General features: G+C 73.7%; 16 protein-coding genes. 4 read left to right on the top strand and 12 right to left on the bottom strand.

Going from position 1 to position 13,342, the window contains the following annotated elements; genetic code table 11:
• The 5 genes from AB0M30_RS11775 to AB0M30_RS11755 form a co-directional block, all read right to left on the bottom strand.
• Positions 1 to 415: S26 family signal peptidase (locus AB0M30_RS11775; protein ID WP_364582921.1), on the bottom strand; the 415-nt coding region annotated here is incomplete at its 3' end.
• The gene (locus AB0M30_RS11770) at positions 415 to 2,220 is read right to left on the bottom strand and encodes an ABC transporter ATP-binding protein (protein ID WP_364582918.1); all 1,806 of its coding nucleotides are present in this window, start codon (positions 2,218 to 2,220) and stop codon (positions 415 to 417) included. The genes AB0M30_RS11770 and AB0M30_RS11775, both read right to left, overlap by 1 nt.
• Positions 2,217 to 2,708 carry a hypothetical protein gene (locus AB0M30_RS11765; RefSeq protein WP_364582915.1) on the bottom strand — a complete coding sequence of 164 codons (492 nt, stop codon included), beginning with the start codon at positions 2,706 to 2,708 and terminating at the stop codon, positions 2,217 to 2,219. Before AB0M30_RS11765 ends, AB0M30_RS11770 begins: the two co-directional genes overlap by 4 nt.
• Positions 2,709 to 2,721: 13 nt before the next feature.
• Positions 2,722 to 3,255, bottom strand: coding sequence for a MauE/DoxX family redox-associated membrane protein (locus AB0M30_RS11760; RefSeq protein WP_364582913.1), 534 nt, complete (start codon positions 3,253 to 3,255; stop codon positions 2,722 to 2,724).
• Between the two features lie 67 nt (positions 3,256 to 3,322).
• Positions 3,323 to 3,460 carry a hypothetical protein gene (locus AB0M30_RS11755; protein WP_155258927.1) on the bottom strand — a complete coding sequence of 46 codons (138 nt, stop codon included), beginning with the start codon at positions 3,458 to 3,460 and terminating at the stop codon, positions 3,323 to 3,325.
• Positions 3,461 to 3,591: 131 nt separating this feature from the next.
• Here AB0M30_RS11755 and AB0M30_RS11750 point away from each other — a divergent pair, with 131 nt between their 5' ends.
• Positions 3,592 to 4,440 (top strand): hypothetical protein, encoded by an 849-nt coding sequence (locus AB0M30_RS11750; RefSeq protein WP_364582911.1) that lies wholly within the window; start codon positions 3,592 to 3,594, stop codon positions 4,438 to 4,440.
• Positions 4,441 to 4,499: 59 nt separating this feature from the next.
• Here the strand turns inward: AB0M30_RS11750 and AB0M30_RS11745 are convergent, their stop codons facing one another.
• The 3 genes from AB0M30_RS11745 to AB0M30_RS11735 form a co-directional block, all read right to left on the bottom strand.
• Positions 4,500 to 4,871, bottom strand: a complete 372-nt coding sequence (locus AB0M30_RS11745) for a MerR family transcriptional regulator (RefSeq protein ID WP_364582909.1) — start codon at positions 4,869 to 4,871, stop codon at positions 4,500 to 4,502.
• 51 nt (positions 4,872 to 4,922) lie between these two features.
• On the bottom strand, positions 4,923 to 6,503 hold the full coding sequence (locus AB0M30_RS11740; RefSeq protein ID WP_364582907.1) for a long-chain-fatty-acid--CoA ligase: 1,581 nt from the start codon (positions 6,501 to 6,503) through the stop codon (positions 4,923 to 4,925).
• Between the two features lie 128 nt (positions 6,504 to 6,631).
• Positions 6,632 to 7,072 (bottom strand): hypothetical protein, encoded by a 441-nt coding sequence (locus tag AB0M30_RS11735; RefSeq protein ID WP_364582905.1) that lies wholly within the window; start codon positions 7,070 to 7,072, stop codon positions 6,632 to 6,634.
• A 65-nt stretch (positions 7,073 to 7,137) separates the two neighbouring features.
• Between AB0M30_RS11735 and AB0M30_RS11730 the strand changes: the two genes are divergently transcribed.
• A complete protein-coding gene (locus AB0M30_RS11730) occupies positions 7,138 to 7,911 on the top strand; it encodes a maleylpyruvate isomerase family mycothiol-dependent enzyme (protein WP_364582904.1) in 774 nt (257 codons plus the stop codon).
• Positions 7,912 to 7,913: 2 nt separating this feature from the next.
• Here AB0M30_RS11730 and AB0M30_RS11725 read toward each other — a convergent pair whose 3' ends face one another.
• Both AB0M30_RS11725 and AB0M30_RS11720 read right to left on the bottom strand, forming a co-directional pair.
• A complete protein-coding gene (locus AB0M30_RS11725) occupies positions 7,914 to 8,591 on the bottom strand; it encodes an alpha/beta hydrolase (protein WP_364582901.1) in 678 nt (225 codons plus the stop codon).
• A 48-nt stretch (positions 8,592 to 8,639) separates the two neighbouring features.
• Positions 8,640 to 9,848: an MFS transporter gene (locus AB0M30_RS11720; RefSeq protein ID WP_364582899.1), complete on the bottom strand. Its 1,209-nt coding sequence runs from the start codon at positions 9,846 to 9,848 to the stop codon at positions 8,640 to 8,642.
• A gap of 84 nt (positions 9,849 to 9,932) precedes the next feature.
• Between AB0M30_RS11720 and AB0M30_RS11715 the strand changes: the two genes are divergently transcribed.
• Positions 9,933 to 10,829 (top strand): LysR family transcriptional regulator, encoded by an 897-nt coding sequence (locus tag AB0M30_RS11715; RefSeq protein ID WP_364582896.1) that lies wholly within the window; start codon positions 9,933 to 9,935, stop codon positions 10,827 to 10,829.
• A gap of 4 nt (positions 10,830 to 10,833) precedes the next feature.
• Here AB0M30_RS11715 and AB0M30_RS11710 read toward each other — a convergent pair whose 3' ends face one another.
• Together AB0M30_RS11710 and AB0M30_RS11705 are read right to left on the bottom strand one after the other, a co-directional pair.
• Positions 10,834 to 11,406 carry a hypothetical protein gene (locus tag AB0M30_RS11710; protein WP_364582894.1) on the bottom strand — a complete coding sequence of 191 codons (573 nt, stop codon included), beginning with the start codon at positions 11,404 to 11,406 and terminating at the stop codon, positions 10,834 to 10,836.
• 159 nt (positions 11,407 to 11,565) lie between these two features.
• Positions 11,566 to 12,234: a TetR/AcrR family transcriptional regulator gene (locus AB0M30_RS11705; protein WP_364582891.1), complete on the bottom strand. Its 669-nt coding sequence runs from the start codon at positions 12,232 to 12,234 to the stop codon at positions 11,566 to 11,568.
• Between the two features lie 129 nt (positions 12,235 to 12,363).
• On the opposite strand from AB0M30_RS11705, the gene AB0M30_RS11700 reads away from it, so the two are divergent.
• The gene (locus AB0M30_RS11700; RefSeq protein WP_364582888.1) at positions 12,364 to 13,272 is read left to right on the top strand and encodes an SDR family NAD(P)-dependent oxidoreductase; all 909 of its coding nucleotides are present in this window, start codon (positions 12,364 to 12,366) and stop codon (positions 13,270 to 13,272) included.
• The last annotated feature ends 70 nt before the right edge of the window (positions 13,273 to 13,342 follow it).

Raw genomic sequence — 13,342 nt, 5'->3', positions numbered from 1 at the left:
TGTTGCCGTCGGGTGCGGCGCGGTGAGGGACCGCGCCGGCCACGGCGGTGAGGTCGATGTAGCCGAGCTGGCGGGAATCCTCGCTGTGGCCGGTGTTGTCGCCGACGACCACCACGTGCCCGGCCGGGACGACAGGGTGGTCCGTCTTCAGCCAGGCGGGGACCGGATCGCCGGCGACCGCGGCGATCCGCTTGATGCGCCAAGCGACATCGGTTGCCGCGGAGCGCGGCCGGAAGACGATCACGTCCCCGACGCGGTAGTGGGGCCGCCGGGTCGCGACGACCCGCTCGCCGTCGTGGAAGGTCGGGGACATGCTGTGACCCCAGACGCGGGCCACCACATACCGGCGGCGCAGGAGAACCAGCAGGACCAGCAGCAGCACCACGACCACCGCGACCACCACGAGCCCGGCCATCACGCCTCCGCCATCGCATATCCCTTGGCCTGCAACGAGAACAGGCGGGCGTACTCGCCGCCCGCGGTGAGGAGCTCGTCGTGGGTGCCCTGTTCGAGCACCCGGCCGCCGCCGAGCACGACGATCCGGTCCGCGCCGCGCAGGGCGGACAGGCGGTGGGAGATCAGCACGCTCGTCCGGCCGGCCCGATGGGCGCGCAGTGCCTCGTGGGTCCGGGTTTCGGCGTCGGCGTCCATGCCGGAGCTGGGTTCGTCGAGGATGAGCAGGTCGGCCTCGTCGCGCATGAGCGAGCGGGCCAGCGCGACCCGCTGCCACTGCCCGCCGGACAGCGCCGCCCCGGCCTTGTCGTCGACGTCCAGGAAGGCCCGGGACAACAGGGTTTCGTAGCCGCGCGGCAACGCCGACAACGCCGGGTCGATCTCGGCCAGGCGGGCCGCCGCGCGAACGCGGCCGAGATCGCCGAGGCGGCCGACGTCGCCGATGCCGATGTTGTCGGCCGCGGTGAGGTCGTAGCTGGTGAAGTCCTGGAAGGTGGCACCGAGGCGGGCCCGCAACGAGGCCGGGTCGCAGGTGCGGATGTCCACGCCGTCCCACAGGATCCGGCCGCGGTCGGGGTCGTAGAAGCGGCACAGCAGCTTCACGAGCGTCGACTTGCCCGCCCCGTTCACCCCGACCAGCCCGACCGCGGCACCGGCGGGGATCACCAGGTCGACCCCGCGCAGCACCCACGGGCCGGCCGGGTCGTACCGGAACCACACGTCCCGCAGTTCGATGCCGGTCGTCAGCGCGGGCACGGCGGCCGTCCCGGAGACCAGGTCGGGTTCGGTCGTGACGACGTCGAGGTAGTGCCGGAACAGGCCGAGCGAGCCGCCGGCCCGGCCGAGCTGGCCCAGCAGCGCGCCCACCGGTGACTGGATGCCGGCCACCGCGGCGGTGAAGAGGGTGACGTCGCCGATGGACAGCGACCCCCGGGCGGCGCCGGTCGCGGCGACCACGAGGGCGATGCCGGCCACCACCGCCGACACGACCGCGGCGGCGATCCCGGCAACGGCGATCCGGCGCTGCATGGCGCATTCACTGGCCGTGGCGGTCCGGACGGCGGTCACCATGCGCGACCGGAACAGGTCCGCCAGGCCGAAGAGCCGGGTCTCCTTGGCCGCGCGGATGTCCGAGCACAGCGAGCGGAACAGGAACCGCTGGCGCTGGGTGGCCATCATCGCCTCGGCCTCCCGCGCGCGCAGGCGGGACAACGTCAGCTGGGAGATCGCCGCCGCCGCCAGTGAAGCGGCGAGCAGCCCGGCCATCGGCGGCCACACGAGCAGGACCGCGCCGCCGAACCCGAGCACGGCGACCAGGGTGCGCACCGACTCGACCGTCAGGGCCAGCACCGCGGGCGCCGCCTCCTGCGCGCCCTGCTCGGCCAGCCGCACCTGGTCCAGGAACGCCGGGTCCTCGAGCCGGCGCAACCCGGGGAGCGCGCCGACCGCCCCGACCAGGCGGTCCTCCGCCTCGAGCGCGGACTTGGCCCGCACGATCGCGGTGCAGTAGGAGGCGACGGCGGTGATCGCGGCCGCGACGGCGAGGCCGGCCGCCGAGCCGATGGCCAGCAGCACGATCAGGCCCCGGTCCGGGCCACCGCTGTCCCGGCCGCCGGCCAGCTCGTCGAACAGCAGCTTTCCCAGCCACGCCGACACCGCCGGCACGGCCGAGGCGAGCACCGCCAGCGCGACCGAGCCGCCGGTGGCCACCCGGGACGCGCGCCAGGCGATGCCGAACGCGGGGCCCGCCGCCCGGACCGGGTTCATCGGACGTGCTGCGGGCGCACGGCGTCGAGGTCGTGGCCGGCGGCGGCGATCCGGTGGTCCCGGACGCGGACCAGGGTCGGCGTCACGTCGCCGGCGTTGAAGGCGGCCGACACCGGGCTGCGGTCGCCGACGAAGGCGACGCGCACCGCGGAGCCGAGCCCGGCCGCGTACTCGACGGCCTTGTCCCGGTCACCGCCGTCGATGACGAACGCGACGGTCGGCTCGGTGAGCTTGCCGGCGATGCGCCGGCACGGCCCGCAGGTCGGCGACAGGAAGGCGACGAGCACGTCGTCCAGCTCGCGGTCGGTGACGGTCCGGCCGTCGGCGTCGGTCACCTCGAACGTCCCGATCTCGGTGCCCACGGCCGGCAGGTCGGGCGGCACGGGCCGCCGTTGCTCGTTCAGCAGCCGGATGATCGCCGAGGACAGCAGGAGGTTGAGCACCGTCAGCACGGCCAGCACCGCGACCACGGCCACCAGGAACGACATGAGATACCTCTTTTCAGCGGTGGGCGGTGTCCGCCCGGCCGACCAGGCCGGCCAGGCTGTCCCAGTTGATCGCGACGAGTGCGGCGAACGCGCCGACGAGCGCGGCGGCCGCGCCGGTGTCGAGGCCGAGACCGGGCCCCGGCGAGACGGCGAGGGCCGCGGCGGCCACCCCGGCGAGGAGTGCGTTGCGGACGAGGTGGGCACGGCCGAGAACCGCCCCGGAGCGGCCGAAGCAGCGGCAGGTGACGCGGCGGCCCAGCCGCATCGAACGGGCGATCGCGGCGCAGAACACGAGCATCACCGCCGTCGCCAGCCCGAGCCCGAGCCGGTAGGTGGGGGAGAACCCGACGAGCACGGCCACGGCCAGCTCGGCGACGGCGGTCCCGGCGGCGATCGGCAGCCAGCCCACCGGCGACCGGCCGAGCGGCGCCAGCGAATCCGCGAACTCCACCAGCCGCGCCCGCCCGGCGAGCTTGCCGACGGCCGCGACCGCGAACACCAGCCCGATCAGGACCCGGGCGGCGAGCACGAACTGGGCGCCGATCATCGTGAACCCCCTTCGGAACGCCTTTCCCGCCGCAAGGGGCGCGGCGGGAAAGGCGTGGGTGCCGCGGTTACTTGCAGTTGCCGTAGCAGTCGTAGTGCAGGGTCTTGCAGACCTGGCCGTGCTCGGGGATGCACGCGCCGGCCTTGACCTCGCGCAGGAACAGCCCCAGCAGCCGGTCACCCAGGGTGTTGATCATGCGAGCCATGATCACTCCTCTCAGTAGCGGGAATCGACCGGGAGATCGTGGCTCAGCCGCGCTATCCGTTCGCTATCGAGGAAACGGCCGGCCGCGGTTCGCCGGGCCCCGTCATACCGACCGGATGGTATGTTGACCGCGTGATCGAAGTGGCGCGCCGGACCTGGCGAATTCTCGAGCCGTACCACGGAATGATCTACTTCGCCCCGGAGGCCGCGGCCGCCTACGCGGAGCTCGGCGTCACCGGTCGCGCCGGCTATTTCGCGTCACGGTCCGCGCCGCTCGGCGCGGTCCCGGCGCCGGTCGTGGTCGCGACCTTCTACAACTTCAACCCGGCCCTCGTCCGGGAGTCGATCGCCGCCGCCTGGGCCACCACCGACCCGGCCGCCGTCCTGGCCGCGCGGTACGCCGCGGCCGACCGGGCGTTGCGCGGCATCCTGGGCGAGGCGATCACCGCGCCGGAAATGCGCAAGGCCGCCGCTTTGCTGCGCGAGGCCGCCGAGACGGTCGCCGACGACGTCACCGGCCGCCCGCTGTTCGCCGCCCACGCGGCGCTGCCGTGGCCGACCGAACCCCACCTGGTCCTGTGGCACGCGCAGACGCTGCTCCGGGAGTACCGCGGCGACGCACACGTCGCCGCCCTGCTGACGGCCGGGCTGAGCGGCATCGAAGCCCTCATCACCCACGCGGCTTCGGGTGCGGTCCCCGCCGAGACGCTGCGCACCTCCCGGTCGTGGTCCGAAGAGGACTGGAACCGGGCGGTCGCCGGCCTGCGCGAGCGCGACTGGCTCACCGGCGACACCGGCCTGACGTTCACGCCCGCGGGTGCGGCCCGCCGGGCCGAGCTCGAGAAGGCGACCGACGAGAACAGCGTGACCCCCTACGCCCGGATCGGCGAGGCTGCCTGCGTCGAGCTGCAGGAGCTGGGCCGCCCGTTCAGCCGGGCGCTCGCGGAGAAGCTGATGCCGTGGGCGCTCAACCGCTCGTAGCGGCGTGGTGCCCCCGGCCGCGTGACGCCGGCGCACGTGATCGGCGCAGGGGCCGAGGCCTAGTTCGGTGCCGGGAGGGTGGCGCGGTGGGCGCGGTTGGTGGCGATGAGCTGGTCCAGGGAGTCGCGCGTGCGGATCAGCTCGGCGATGTGCTCGGTGAGCCGGTCGCGTTCCTGGACCATCCGCCGCTCGGCCGCGTCGGAGGTTTCCTCGCCGGGGGAGTCGATGCAGGGGAACAGGTCGGCGATCGTGCTGCTGGACAGGCCGGCGGCGAACATGCGCTGGATGAACCCGACCCGCTCGACCTCGACGGCGGTGTAGTGCCGTTGCCCGCTCGCGCTGCGGGTGCTGGTGAGCAGGCCTTGCTGCTCGTAGTAGCGCAGGGACCGGACACTCACGCCGGTCCGGGCCGCCAGTTCGCCGATCCGCACGGACGCCTCCTCGTGTGACCCGTGCCTGAAGGTCTTCCTCTGACACTGATGTCAGAGTTTAGCGCGGGCCGCCGGGGTCAGGCGGGTGTAGGCGATCTCCTTGCCCGCCCGCTCCCAGAGCACGTCGGCGCCGTCGAGGCCCTCGGCGGACAGCTGCCGCTTGACGACCTTGAACGTCGAGGTCCGCGGGAGCTGCCGGACCGTGCGGACGTACCGGGGCACCTGTTTGGGGCCGAGGTCGGCCTGGCCGGCCAGGAAACGGCCGAAGCCGGCCGGCTCCAGGGGTGTGCCGTCGGTGACGATGGCGGCCATCACCTGGTCGCCGGTCACCGGGTCGGGCACCGCGTAGACGGCGGCGTCGGTGATCGCGGGGTGCCGCAGCAGGATGCGCTCGACCGGGGCCGTGCCGAGGTTTTCCCCGTCGACGCGGAGCCAGTCGCCGAGCCGGCCGGCGAAGTAGCAGAAGCCGGCCGCGTCGGCGTAGGCGAGGTCGCCGGTGTGGAAGCGGCCGTCGCGCAGCCGCTCGGCGTCGGCTTGCGGGTCACGGTAGTACCCGGCGAACCAGCCGGCACCGTCGGTGTTGACCAGTTCGCCGACGGCCTCCGCCGCGTTGACCAGGTGGCCGTCGGCGTCGAACTCGGCCGGCGGGCAGCGGCGGCCGGTGTCCGGATGGAGGATGGCCACGTCGCCGGCCGGCCGGCCCAGTGAGCCCGGCGGGGTGTCGTCGGTGCGGGCGAAGCCCACGCCGCCCTCGGTGGAGCCGAACGCGTCGACGACCTTGCAGCCGAAGCGCTTCTCGAACGCGGCGAGGTCGGCGCTCGCCCCTTCGTTCCCGTAGACGAGGCGCAGGGGGTTGTCGGCGTCGTCCGGCAGCGGCGGGGTGGCGACCACATAGGACAGTGGCTTGCCGACGTAGTTGGCGTAGGTCGCCCCGAACTTCCGCACGTCGGGCAGGAAGCCGGAGGCGGAGAACCGGCGGCGCAGGGCGATGGCCGCGCCGGCCGCGAGCCCGACGGCCCAGCCGGCCATGATGGCGTTCGAGTGGAACAGCGGCATCGTGACGTAGACGGTGTCCGATGTGGACAGCCGGAAGCGCTCGGCGAGCATCGCGCCGGGGAAGGCGATCTTGCCGTGGGTGCAGCGCACCGCTTTCGGGTCGCCGCTGGTGCCGGAGGTGAAGATCAGCATCAGCAGATCGTCCGCGGCCGCGGGGACGGGCTCGGCCGGTTCGTTCGGCGGCGCCCAGGATTCCAGGTCGCGCACGCCGATCCCGCCGAGGTCCAGTCCGGCCAGCAGGGGCCGGTACTTCCGCTCGGCGAGCACGAACTGGCAGTCGGCGAGCCGGATGTCGCGCGCGAGGGCTTCCCCGCGCCGGGTCGGGTTGAGCCCGACCAGCACCGCTCCGGCGAACGCGCAGGCACCCAGGAGGAGGGAGAACGCCGGCACGTTGTCGGCCAGGACGCCGACGTGGGGCGGTTCGTCCGGGCGCAACGCTTGGCGCAGGCCGGCCGCCCAGCGCGCGGAAGTTCGGACGTGCTCGGCCCAGGAGCACGTTTCGTCCTCGAACCGCAGTCCCGGACGCTCGTCGCCCGCGCGGGCCAGCAGCAGTTCGGTCACCGTCGGGACGCTCATCCGCGCACCTCCAGGCGGGCAGAAGTGAAACAGGTTCTACTTCTACCACGGCGGCGGCCGCGGGGTCCACCACGCCGGTCAGCGCCCGTCAGTGCCCGTCAGTGCCCGTCAGTGCCGATCAACGCCGGTCAGCGGCGGCCGGTGGCCAGGATGACGAGGAACTGACCGCCGCCGGGCTGGACGTCGGCGGTGACCGGCAGCCCCGGTACCAGCCGGGAAAACCGGTCCACCAGCCAGTCCGCCGCTTCCCGGGCGTCCTGCTCGGTCGGGCAGCGGGCCACCATCTCCCGGCCGCCCTTGCGCTCCAGCCGCCCGGCCACGGTGATCAGCGGCGCGGGTTCGGCCACGTGCAGGCGGTCCGGCCAGCCGATGACCACCTTGACCGCACCCTTGCGGGTGTTGCACCCGCGGTGCGCGAGCCGCTCGGCGACCTTGGCCTTCCGGTCGGCGGTCCGGCTGTCGACGCTGGGCCCGCGCGGGTCGTTCACCGACATGCCGGGGTCGACCGGCTCGTCGCACACCCAGCAGCGCCAGCCGTCGCGCTCGGCCACGTCATCGAGGAGGCTCACCGGGGAAACCTAGCAAGCACGGTGATCCCCGGAACACCTGCGTCCCTCCGGGAGTTGACGGTGGCATGACCCCACTCGTGGACCGCACGATCACCGCTCTCCGTTCCGAGCACGACACGCTCGCCGCCCTCGTCCGCGGCCTCACCGACGACCAGCTGGCCGCACCCAGCGGTGCCGAGGAGTGGACCGTCGCCCAGGCCCTGTCCCACCTCGGCAGCGGCGCCGAGATCGGCCGCGCACCCCTCGCGCGGGCCGCCGGCGAGACCGTGGCCGCCGAAGACAACCAGACGATCTGGGCCCGCTGGGACGGGTCCGCGCCGCGGGCGCAGGCCGAAGGGTTCCTGGAGCACAACGGCCGCTGGCTCGAAACGGTCGAGGCGTTCACGCCCGAGCAGCACTCGTCGCTGACCGTCGACCTCGGCTTCCTGCCGGAGCCGGTGCCGCTGGTGACCGCGCTGGGCATGCGGCTGAGCGAGGTGGCCAACCACTCGTGGGACGTGCGCGTCGCCTTCGACTCCGAGGCCGGGGTCGATGCGGACTCGGCCGCGGTGCTGGTCGACCTCCTGACCGGGCCCATCGGGTTCATGCTGGGCTTCCTCGCGAAGCCGGCCGAGCTCGCGAACCCGGTGTCCCTCGCGGTTCCCGGCGCCGGCCTGGTGATCGACGACGCGGTCACCGTGGTGGACCACCTCGAGGCGCCGTCCGCGACGTTCACCGGGCCGGCGGAGGCGTTCGTCCGGCTGCTCAGCGGCCGCCTCAAGGCGCCGTACGACAAGGGTGTCACCGTCGAAGGCGGCGTCACGCTCGACGAGCTGCGCCGGGTGTTCCCCGGCTTCTGAGTTCACCGGTAGCTCTCGAGGAGGTCGGCCAGTGCGGCGGGGCGGCTGAGCGCGACGCAGTGACCGGCGGTGATCTCGTCCGGCACGATGCCGAGCCGCTCGGCCGCCAGCCGGCGGAAGAAGTCCGGCGGGAAGCAGCGGTCCTCGCGGCACAGCACGAACCGGGTGGGCACCGCCGGCCACGCGTCCAGCGGCCACGGTTCCCGCATCGCGGTCGGGGAGGGGTGGGCCCGCTCCCGGCCCAGCGCTTCGTCCGCGAGGGCCCGCGGGACGTCGTGGTAGAAGCTGACGTGCGGGTCTTCGTGGCCGGTGCGGCCACCGTCGCGCGCCGCCTGGGCCCGCACCGCCTCGCCGCACCCGGTGTTGCGGCCCCAGTCGTCGGGCGACTCGCCGGGCGCGGGGATCATCCCGGCCACCAGGACCAGCAGGCCGGCCGCGAGCCGGTCGGCGACCAGCGGGGCGGTGAACCCGCCGAACGAGTGGCCGACGACGACCAGGTCCGTCCGGTCGCCGACGGCTTCGACCACCGCGTCGGCGTAGTCGGTGAGCGTGGCCGACGCGTCGTCGGCGGGCAGGTCCGGGGCCACCACCTCGTGGCCCCGGGCTCGAAGCTCGACGCCGACGAGGTGCCAGGCCCAGCCGGCGTCGCCGCCTCCGTGGATCAGGACGTACGTGCTCATGGGATGGCCTTTCCGTGGTGGTCGTGCGGGGTGTGGTCGTCAGGGGTTTCAGGCGTGGGCGGCGGTCCGGCGCCGCAGGGCCGGTCCGAGCGCCCGCTGAGCGGCGAAGAGGACGATCCCGCCGACCGCGCAGGCCGCCCCGAGAACGACCGGCCCGGCCAGCTGGAGCAGTGCGGTTCCGGCCAGCGGGCCGAGCACCGCGCCGACGCTCCAGGTCGTCGAAGCCAGGCCCAGGTAGCCGCCGCGCAGCTCGGCCGGGGCGAGGCCGGCGAAGGTGTCGCCGAACCGGACGGCGATCCCGATCTGCCCGAGCGTCCAGAGCAGGACCGAGCCGGCGAAAGCGGCGGTGCCCGTGCTCACGGCACCGAGCCCGGCGCCCAGGCCGACCAGGAGCATCGAGGCGGCCGACACCGCGGTGCCGTTGCGGCCGGCGAGCCACCGGACCGCCAGCGGCTGGAGCGCGACGACGGCGATCCCGTTCAGGGCCAGGACTCCGCCGTAGGCCGCCGGACCGAGACCGCCGGCCGCCATCAGCAGCGGCAACGTCGTGAACGTCTGCAGGAACAGCGTGAAGTAGCCGGTGTGCAGCGCCAGCATCGCGAGCATCAACCGGTCGCGCAGCACGACGGGCAGCAGCGGCCGCCGTGTCCGCACCGATCCCGCCGGCCGGGTTTCCGGCACCCGGCGCCAGACGATCAGCGCCGCGGCCAGCGAGGCGAGCACGTTGATCCAGAACAGCAGCCCGTAGCCGTACTTGGCGAGGATCCCCGCGGCGATCGTGGCGACCGAGAAGCCGAGGTTGGCCGCCCAGTAGAGCACGCCGAACGCGCGGATCCGCTGGGACGCCGGCAGATCGGCCACCGCGGCCGACCCGGCCGGCCGGAACAGCTCGATCGTCAGCCCGACGCCCACGGCGGCCGTCCAGATGCCGGGCAGCGAGTCCGCCGAGCCGAGCGCGGTGAGCGCCGCGGCGGCCCCGAGGAAGCCGGCCAGCATGGTGTTGCGCCGGCCGATCCGGTCGCCCAGCCAGCCGCCGAGCAGCTGGGAGCCGATGTCGCCCAGCCCGGCCGCCGCGACCACCGAGCCCGCGGCCGCGGGGGAGAGGTGCTGCGCCTGCGTCAGGTACAGCACCAGGAACGCCCGCACCACACCGCCGGCCCGGCCGACGAAGTGCGTGGCCGCCAGGGCCCAGACGAGCCTGGGGAGGCGGGGCCGGGCCGCCGTGGTCGCCGGATCGATCGTGCTCGTGGTCGTCATGGGAACCACGCTAGGTCCGCGAAGACATCACGAAAAGCGATGAATTCCGATCGAATCGATCGCCATCGGCTATGTTAGTTCGCTATGGCGGACTTCGAGCTGCGGCACCTGCGGACCATGGCCGCCATCGCCGAGGAGGGCACGTTCGGACAGGCGGCGGCCCGGCTCGGCTACACGCAATCCTCGGTGAGCCAGCAGATCGCCGCGCTGGAGAAAGCCGTCGGCGGCCCGGTCTTCGACCGTCCCGGCGGGCCGAGGCCGGTCCGGATCACCCGGCTCGGCGAGGTGGTCCTGGCCCACGGCCGCGAGCTGCTGGCGAAGGCGGCGACGCTGACCGACGCCGTCGGCCGGTTCCGGGCGGGCCACGGCCGCATCGACATCGGCACCTTCCAGAGCGTGTCGAACCTGATCCTGCCCGCCGTCATCCGCCGGCTGCTGGACGAGCACCCCGGCTGCGACATCAGGCTGTCCGACGTGCCGCCGGAGGACCCGCGGATCGGCGAGCTCGACCTGCTGTTCCACGACGGCCCGGTCGACGGCGACGTCGAGCACGTCAAGCTCTTCGACGAGCCCTACCTCCTGGTGACGGGCGCCGGTGCGGTTCCCGGCGGCGGCCCGGTGCGGGTGAAGCTGCTCGACGGGGTCCCGATGGTCGCCTGGCCGCGCACCCACCACCAGCGGTGGCTGGAGCGGACGTTCGCCCGCGCCGGCGCGCAGCCGCGGTTCGTGTTCCGCACGACGGGCCACGAAACGATCCTGTCGATGGTGCGGGCGGGCATCGGCTGGGCGGTGCTGCCGTGGCTCGCCCTGCACGGCCAGGACGCCTGGGCCGACGAGCAGCTCGCCATCCACCCGCTGAAGCCGTCGCCCACCCGCGAGCTGTCCCTGCACTGGCCGGCCGGGCGCACCGAATCCCCGCTCGCGGTCCGGGCGCGGGAGATCGCCGTGGAGGTCGCGCGCGACCTCGCCGAGCGGATGTGACCCGTCAGAAGTGGATCAGGGCGCGGGCCGCGGCGGCCGCGTCGGTGAGCTTCGTGCCGGTGCCGGTGACGAAGTAGAGGCCGGCCGGGGCGGTGCACTGGAGGGTCACGCTGAACCCGCCGGTGACCGGGTTCGAGGCGTAGTCGGAGCACAGCTGGCCGGTGCCCGCGTAGATCTGCGCGAGCGTGTGTGCCTCGTGGGCGGCGTCGGTGAGGGTGGTGCCCATGCCCTGCCGGAAGGTGAGGCCGGCCGGGCCGGTGCACTGAAGCGTCACGCCGAAGCCGCCGAGCTGGGTGCTGCTGCCGTTGTACGAGGTGCACTTCAGGGCAGCGATGGCCGGGTCCTGGACCAGTGAGGTGGCTTCGGCGGCCGCGGCGGTCAGCGTGGTCCCCAGACCGGCCACCACGCGGAAGGAGCTGCCGACGCAGGTCAGGGTCTGCTCGTAGCCGCCGAGGACGGCGCGGTTGGTGTAGGCGGAGCAGGAATCGGCGGCGTCCGCGGTGGCGGGGACGGCGACGGCCGAGCCGACGGCGGCGGTGAGGGCGCCGAGCGCTCCGAGGCAGCGACGCACGGACATGCGGACTCCTTTGCCGGGCAAGGCGCCGCCGGTCGGAAAGCGGTGCGGCGCGGGTGTTCCGGGTCTACCACCCGCGCGCAGGGCCGTTTCACGGCATTTGTGACGACATGGCCGGTCCGGCACCGGACTGGTCCGGACCACCCGCGACCGTGCGGGGAATCAGCCGTTGCGGGCCATGGCCCCGGTGATCAGCAGGGCCAGCCCGTGTTCCAAGGCCGGCGCCAGGTCCAGCCGGAGCGCGGTCAGCGCCGGGTCCGCTTCGTACGCCGCCAGGGCGCTGGGTGACGGGCGGCAGTGGGTCCACAGGCCGCCGGCCAGGATCATGGCCAGCAGGCACACCTGTGCCGCTTCGCCGCCGACTTCGGGCACGGCCCGCCGGAGCAGTTCGCCCATCCCGTCCAGCCCGCCGAGGGCCGATCGCTTGAACCGCACGACGACGTCGGTGGACACGTTGTGCTCCAGGACGCCCGCTTGCGCGCCGATGAGGTCGCAGAGCACCGTGCGGCGGGCCAGCGAGCGGGAGATCACCGCCGCGAAGGCCTCGGCCCGCTCCCGTGCCGGAAGGTCGGCGGCGACGCCCGCGGCCACCTCGTCGGAGACCTCGGCCAGCCAGTCCCGCAGGGCGCGGTCGAGCAGTTCGAGCAACACCGCCTCACGGGATTCGAAGTAGCGCAGGACGTTCGACTTGGCCAGGCCGACCCGGCGGCTGAGCTCGTTGAGGCTCACCTCGGTCACCGGCATCTCGTCGAGCATCTTCAGCGCCGTGTCGAGGATGGTGCGGCGCCGCTCCTCTCGCTGCTCCGCGCTGCGCGCCCGCTGGAACGTCATGAGACCAGGGTAACGCGCCGGCCGCGAGATTGGAGACCGGCAGTCTCTTGACAATAGACCGACGGTTCCTTAGCGTCGGAGTCATAACAGACCGACGGTCCGAAAGGGCCGCGACCCGGAAGGACCGCCATGAGCGACAACTGGACCGAGCAGGAGGTCCCCAGCCAGCGCGGCCGCGTGGCCGTGATCACCGGCGCCAACACCGGCCTCGGGTTCGACACGGCGAAGGTGCTGGCCGAGCACGGGGCGACGGTGGTGCTCGCCGTCCGCGACGTCGAAAAGGGCAAGCAGGCGGCCGCGCGGCTCGGCGCGGCGGCCGACGTCACGGTGCAGAAGCTGGATCTGTCGTCGCTCGAGTCGGTCCGGGCCGCCGCGGCCGACCTGCACGCCACGCTGCCGAAGATCGACCTGCTGATCAACAACGCCGGCGTCATGTACCCGCCGCGCCAGACCACCCGGGACGGCTTCGAGCTGCAGTTCGGCACGAACCACCTCGGGCACTTCGCGTGGACCGGCCTGCTGCTGGACCTGCTGCTCCCGGTCGAGGGCTCGCGCGTGGTGACGGTCGCCAGCATCGCCCACCGCCTCCGCGCCGCGATCCACTTCGACGACCTGCAGTGGGAGAACTCCTACGACCGCGTCGCGGCCTACGGGCAGGCCAAGCTGGCCAACCTGATGTTCGCCTACGAGCTGCAGCGCCGCCTCGCCCCGCACGGCACGACGGCGTCGATCGCCGCGCACCCCGGCGTGGCCCGTACGGAACTGGTGCGCAACTCCCCGCCGCTGCTGCGCGCGCTCTTCCCGGTGGTGGCCCCGCTGATCACCCAGAGCTCGGAGCGCGGCGCCCTCCCGACCCTGCGCGCGGCCACCGACCCGGCCGCCCTGGGCGGCCAGTACTACGGCCCGGCCGGCCCGGGCGGCTACCGCGGGCGTCCGCAGGTGGTCGCCTCCAGCCCGCAGTCCTACGACGCGGCGATCCAGCGGCGGCTCTGGGCGGTTTCGGAGGAGCTGACGGCGGTCAAGTTCCCCGTCGGTTGAGTGCGGAGCGGCGATGGGTCGCCGACAGCGTCACCACCCCGACCGCCCAAGCGGGCGCGAAGGGTCGACA

Origin of the sequence: Amycolatopsis sp. NPDC051716, assembly GCF_040681595.1 — a bacterium.
GTDB lineage: Bacteria > Actinomycetota > Actinomycetes > Mycobacteriales > Pseudonocardiaceae > Amycolatopsis.
This window is presented reverse-complemented; position numbering and strand designations above follow the sequence as displayed.

Excerpts from the sequence above, each read along its gene's own strand:
- AB0M30_RS11770 (WP_364582918.1), bottom strand. The coding sequence starts at position 2,220 with ATGAACCCGGTCCGGGCGGCGGGCCCCGCGTTCGGCATCGCCTGGCGC.
- AB0M30_RS11765 (WP_364582915.1), bottom strand. The coding sequence starts at position 2,708 with ATGTCGTTCCTGGTGGCCGTGGTCGCGGTGCTGGCCGTGCTGACGGTG.
- AB0M30_RS11760 (WP_364582913.1), bottom strand. The coding sequence starts at position 3,255 with ATGATCGGCGCCCAGTTCGTGCTCGCCGCCCGGGTCCTGATCGGGCTG.
- AB0M30_RS11755 (WP_155258927.1), bottom strand. The coding sequence starts at position 3,460 with ATGGCTCGCATGATCAACACCCTGGGTGACCGGCTGCTGGGGCTGTTC.
- AB0M30_RS11740 (WP_364582907.1), bottom strand. The coding sequence starts at position 6,503 with ATGAGCGTCCCGACGGTGACCGAACTGCTGCTGGCCCGCGCGGGCGAC.
- AB0M30_RS11730 (WP_364582904.1), top strand. The coding sequence starts at position 7,138 with ATGACCCCACTCGTGGACCGCACGATCACCGCTCTCCGTTCCGAGCAC.
- AB0M30_RS11725 (WP_364582901.1), bottom strand. The coding sequence starts at position 8,591 with ATGAGCACGTACGTCCTGATCCACGGAGGCGGCGACGCCGGCTGGGCC.
- AB0M30_RS11720 (WP_364582899.1), bottom strand. The coding sequence starts at position 9,848 with ATGACGACCACGAGCACGATCGATCCGGCGACCACGGCGGCCCGGCCC.
- AB0M30_RS11715 (WP_364582896.1), top strand. The coding sequence starts at position 9,933 with ATGGCGGACTTCGAGCTGCGGCACCTGCGGACCATGGCCGCCATCGCC.
- AB0M30_RS11710 (WP_364582894.1), bottom strand. The coding sequence starts at position 11,406 with ATGTCCGTGCGTCGCTGCCTCGGAGCGCTCGGCGCCCTCACCGCCGCC.
- AB0M30_RS11705 (WP_364582891.1), bottom strand. The coding sequence starts at position 12,234 with ATGACGTTCCAGCGGGCGCGCAGCGCGGAGCAGCGAGAGGAGCGGCGC.
- AB0M30_RS11700 (WP_364582888.1), top strand. The coding sequence starts at position 12,364 with ATGAGCGACAACTGGACCGAGCAGGAGGTCCCCAGCCAGCGCGGCCGC.